4 protein-coding genes and 2 pseudogenes are annotated in these 4,395 nt (G+C 65.0%); 3 read left to right on the plus strand and 3 right to left on the minus strand.

Features of this window, described 5'->3' with window-relative positions:
- Positions 1-298: integrase core domain-containing protein (locus G6R13_RS12125; RefSeq protein WP_163721779.1), on the plus strand; the 298-nt coding region annotated here is incomplete at its 5' end.
- Here the strand turns inward: G6R13_RS12125 and G6R13_RS12480 are convergent.
- Together G6R13_RS12480 and G6R13_RS12135 are read right to left on the minus strand one after the other, a co-directional pair.
- Complete coding sequence (locus tag G6R13_RS12480) at positions 275-673, minus strand: helix-turn-helix domain-containing protein (RefSeq protein ID WP_223247546.1); 399 nt, start codon at positions 671-673, stop codon at positions 275-277. The two genes, G6R13_RS12125 and G6R13_RS12480, sit on opposite strands and share 24 nt — an antisense overlap.
- Before the next feature lie 141 nt (positions 674-814).
- Positions 815-1,957 carry a calcium/sodium antiporter gene (locus tag G6R13_RS12135; RefSeq protein WP_043282823.1) on the minus strand — a complete coding sequence of 381 codons (1,143 nt, stop codon included), beginning with the start codon at positions 1,955-1,957 and terminating at the stop codon, positions 815-817.
- Positions 1,958-2,144: 187 nt separating this feature from the next.
- On the opposite strand from G6R13_RS12135, the pseudogene G6R13_RS12140 reads away from it, so the two are divergent.
- Positions 2,145-3,446: pseudogene (locus G6R13_RS12140) on the plus strand (IS1380 family transposase); the annotation flags it as partial.
- 22 nt (positions 3,447-3,468) lie between these two features.
- Here G6R13_RS12140 and G6R13_RS12145 read toward each other — a convergent pair.
- Positions 3,469-3,912: pseudogene (locus G6R13_RS12145) on the minus strand (transposase); the annotation flags it as partial.
- Between the two features lie 131 nt (positions 3,913-4,043).
- On the opposite strand from G6R13_RS12145, the gene G6R13_RS12150 reads away from it, so the two are divergent.
- Positions 4,044-4,395, plus strand: a 352-nt coding sequence (locus G6R13_RS12150; RefSeq protein ID WP_205521372.1) for a transposase, incomplete at its 3' end; no start/stop codon positions are given.

Genomic DNA, 4,395 nt, shown 5'->3' on the forward strand with positions numbered 1-4,395 from the left:
CAGCGAGGCGATGGCCGMCTGGGCCGGCACCCGCACCGGCCTGTCCTACATCCCTCCGGGCTCGCCGTGGCGCAACGGGTACGTCGAGTCGTTCAACAGCCGGATCCGCGACGAGTGCCTCAACATCAACAGCTTCTACTCGCTGCTGCACGCACAGGTCATCATCGGCGACTGGAAGGACGAGTACAACCACCACCGCCGGCACTCCTCGCTCGGCTACCTAACCCCAGCCGAGTACGCTCGGCAGTGCACCCATCAAATGGAAACCGACGACTCACAGAACGTCCGGACCGAATGAAGGGGGCGGCTCACGGCCCTGAGCGTCGGGAGAGTTCGCCATGCGTTCAACGGTCGGGTCTGCGGCCTCCAGACGCAAGCGACCCGCGATCTCGTTCGGCATCCATGACGCTGCGAGGTCGGCGTTGACGCGGGCCTCGAGTACCGGGTCCTTTGCCACTTTCCGGACCTGTGGGCGAGAGCGCTGGCGTTGCGCTTTCACGTCCGCGGTCACGGCTTGATAGCCGCGCGTCTTCGTCGAGTTCGGTCGAAGCTCTCTGGAGACCACCGAAGGGCATCTACCCAGGTGAGACGCGATCTTCCGGACTCCCCACCCGGCCTTCGATCCCGTCGAGATCTCCATCCGCTCCGTGAACGTGAGTCGCCGCCGCACCATCCCAGGCCTCCTCGCCTCGAGCCCCCACCGACCGGGAGTGTTGCTACGACGCTATGACACCACCAACCGACAGTCATCTCTTGCCGATTTACATTCAGCCGACGACCTGAATGAAGCCAGCAGCCGGATGCACTCGACAGTCTACGTCGAAGTCGTGGTCTGGTCCAGGTCTCGGCGTCCCTTGCGGAGCCCGATTTCGTAGGCTGTAAAGGAAATGAGCGTCAGTGCGATTAACGGCAGCACGAACCACGCCATGGCTACGGTGAATCCCTCCAGTGCATCGTGCGCTGTGGCAGCCAGCACAAGGTATCCGGTGTAGGCGGCGTACAAAACCACGAACAAGCCGCCCTCCCAACGCGCCACCGCGAAGCCCGTGAACGCGATCGGCAGTAGTGCCACTGCGGCCGCCAGCATTACTGGGATATCGAAGGCCACTGCGGCGCCGGATACGGGAATGCCCTCAAGAGAGATGAGCGCGGTTAGTCCTAGCACTACCCCTATGTTGAAGATATTGCTGCCGACCACGTTGCCCACCGCTAGGTCGCGTTCACCGCGACGCACGGCAATGATGGACGTCGCCAGCTCGGGCAGCGATGTCCCGACAGCCACAACGGTCAGTCCGACCACGAGGCTGCTTACGCCCAACGTGGTGGCTATGTTCACTGCTCCTTCCACGAGCAGCGTGGCACCGGCGACCAGCAACGCGACCCCCAGCAGCACAAAGAAGAGCGACCTGCTGACCGAGGCGCCTAGCGCAGCCCCTTCCTCGTCGGCTGGATCGACGGTTGCCGAATCTCCTGTCCCTTCCCGGGCATTCACCGCGGTCTTGGCGTCCCGCCGACTAATCACCACGGACATTATGGTGTGGACCACCACACCGAAAAATAGTATCAGCCCGTCCACCGCACTGATCCTCCCATCCAGGGACACAAGGAGCAGTAGAACTGACAAGACGACCATCAGGGGCAGGTCAAAGCGGATCAGCCTCCGCTTTACAGCGAGGGGAACGACCAGCGCGGACAGTCCCAGGATGAGCAGGACATTAATGATGTTGCTGCCAACCGCATTGCCCACGGCAAGCCCCGGTTCATCACGCAGTACAGCACCGACGCTCACTGCGAACTCGGGTGCCGACGTCGCCGCTGACACTACGGTGAGACCGATCACCAATGACGAAATCCCGAAACGTCCGGCCAGTGCCGACGCCCCACGCACCAAAAATTCCCCACCCAAGACCAGCAGCACCAGTCCGGCCACGATCCGTCCAATATCAAGCGCATCCATGAGTAGGAGTGTACGGACCACAGTTCAGGCCCTGCCACGAGCACCCGCTGACCTCGAGATTTCACTGGGGTGTGGTCTCGACGGGTGGGCGTCATAGAGAAAGGTGCTCCTGGCCTGGGATGATACGGGGTGTCGAGTCTCGTAATCCCTGGCCGGAAGGAGCACCTTTCAGGTGTCCCACCCTACCGTGTTCTTCTACCCCCGCCCGCGTGTGGACGTCGCTGAGGTCCCGGCGGCCTCGCATGCGGGCGCGGTGCTGCTGACCGACACGATCCACGCCACCGGCCTCGCCTCTTCGCTGCGTGAAGCGTTGGGTTCATGGACGAAACCGCTGGCCGAGCATCACGCCTCCAAGGTCCTGCTGGACCTCGCGATGACTCTCGCGGTGGGCGGGGAGGTCGCCCGTGACACCGACCTGCTGCGGTGCGAGCCGGGCCTGTTCGGTGACGTCGCCTCGGCCCCAACGATCTCCCGCACGCTCACCACCCTCGCTGAGGACGCGCCCGCCGTGATGACCGCGATCGCCAGGGCTCGCAGGACCGCGCGCGAGCAGGCCTGGGCCCTGGCCGGCGAGCATTCCCCGGCCGAGGGGACGAGCGCGAAGACCCCGCTGGTCATCGACCTCGACGCCACCCTGATCAACGTCCACAGTGAGAAGGAGCAAGCCGCCCCGACGTTCAAACGCGGCTTCGGCTACCACCCTCTGTACGCGTTCCTGGACCACGGCAGCGAAGGAACCGGGGAACCGCTCGCGATCCACCTTCGCCCCGGCAACGCGGGCTCGAACACCGCCAGCGATCACATCGCCGTCACCCGTCTGGCCCTTGCGCAGCTCCCACCGGCCCTGCTGGGCCGGGGCGGGCGGGGATCGAAAAAGGTCCTGATTCGCACCGACGGGGCCGGCGGCCCCAAGGACTTCGCGGGCTGGCTGGAGCGGCAGCGTCTGGCCTACTCAGTCGGGTTCACCCTCCCCGCGAACACTCCTGACCTGTTGGAACGTATTGATGAGGCGAAGGCGTGGACTCCTGCCTACGACACCGACACCGAAGGGATCCGCGATGGGGCATGGGTCGCGGAACTGACCGGACTACTGGACCTGCCCGGGTGGCCCCCGGAATGCGGGTAACCGTAAGGAAGGAACGCCCCCACCCCGGAGTGCAGCTACGGATCACCGATCACAAAGGGATGCGGATCACTGCGTTCGCGACCAACCCCACGCGGCCAGCTTCCAGTGCTGGAGCTGCGTCACCGCCGCCGCGCGCGCTGCGAGGACCGGATCCGCAACGCCAAGGACATGGGCCTGATGAAGTTCCCGCTGCAGGGATTCGCGCAGAACCAGGTCTGGTGCCAGATCGTCCAGCTCGCCGGCGTCATCGTCGCCTGGATGCAGGCCATCGCGCTGGCCGGCCATGATGCACGTCGCTGGGAGCCCAAACGGTTTCGCGCACGGTTGTTCGAGATCCCCGCGACCATCGTGCGCCGCTGTCGGCACAAGATCCTGCATTCGAGGCTCATCGCATTTGAGGGTGTAGCAAGGGTCTGAAGCCGCCTGATTCGAGGAGGCTGCGGGCGATGTAGTTGGTGAGGTTGCGGAAGCCGAGGGCGGAGCCGCGCAGGTGTTCGAGCCGGCCGTTGATCGCCTCCGTCGGACCGTTGCTGGTGCCCAGTCGCTCGAAGAACGCCAGCACGTCGGCGGCGCGTTTGGTCAGTGTCCGGCCGAGCTTGCCCAGTTCCTCGAGGGTGTCGGGGACCTTCTTGCTCAGCGCCGCGATCACCTTCTCCATCTTGGCCTTAGCCTTTGCGCGGTCGAATTCTCGATACGCGGCGACCATGGCCTGGTAGATCTCCCAGGCCGCTTCGACCGCGGCGTGCTTCTCGTGGGCGAAGAGGACGCTGAGGTGTTCTTTTTGGCGGTCGGTCAGCAGGCTCATCCCGGTGTGGAGGGTGCGGCGCAGTTGCGTCCGGCAGAGTGGTGTACGAATCCCGCAGCACGTTGACTCCGGTTGGCGTGTCGACCGCGAAGTAGAAGGGGCGTGTCAGATGGTCTGTGTAAGCCGTACCGAGAGGAACGGTAAGAATCATGACCATGATCGACGAGAAGAACCCAGGCGAGCCCTCGGGCCAGGACCTGGTCGAGCAGCTGAAAGCCTCAGGGCAGCTTGATGCCCTGTTCGCGCAGATCGACGCGGGCGGCGTCGAGCTCACCGGTGACGGCGGGTTCGTGCCCGCGCTGGTCAAGGCCGCGCTCGAGCGGGGCCTGCAGGCCGAGCTGACCAGCCATCTGGGCTACGAGAAGGGCTCGAGCGAGGCGCCGAAGCACGCCAACTCCCGCAACGGGACCACCCCGAAGACCGTGGAGTCCGAGGTCGGGCCGATCGAGCTGGACGTCCCGCGAGACCGGGGCGGGTCGTTCACCCCGCGCCTGGTGCCCAAGGGCC

It is taken from the genome of Micrococcus sp. Alg238-R198, assembly GCF_900537135.1.
GTDB classification, from domain to species: Bacteria; Actinomycetota; Actinomycetes; order Actinomycetales; family Micrococcaceae; genus Micrococcus; species Micrococcus luteus.

Bases quoted from the DNA above. Each gene is read 5' to 3' on its own strand.
- G6R13_RS12135 (WP_043282823.1), bottom strand. From the start codon at position 1,957: ATGGATGCGCTTGATATTGGACGGATCGTGGCCGGACTGGTGCTGCTG.
- G6R13_RS12480 (WP_223247546.1), bottom strand. From the start codon at position 673: ATGGTGCGGCGGCGACTCACGTTCACGGAGCGGATGGAGATCTCGACG.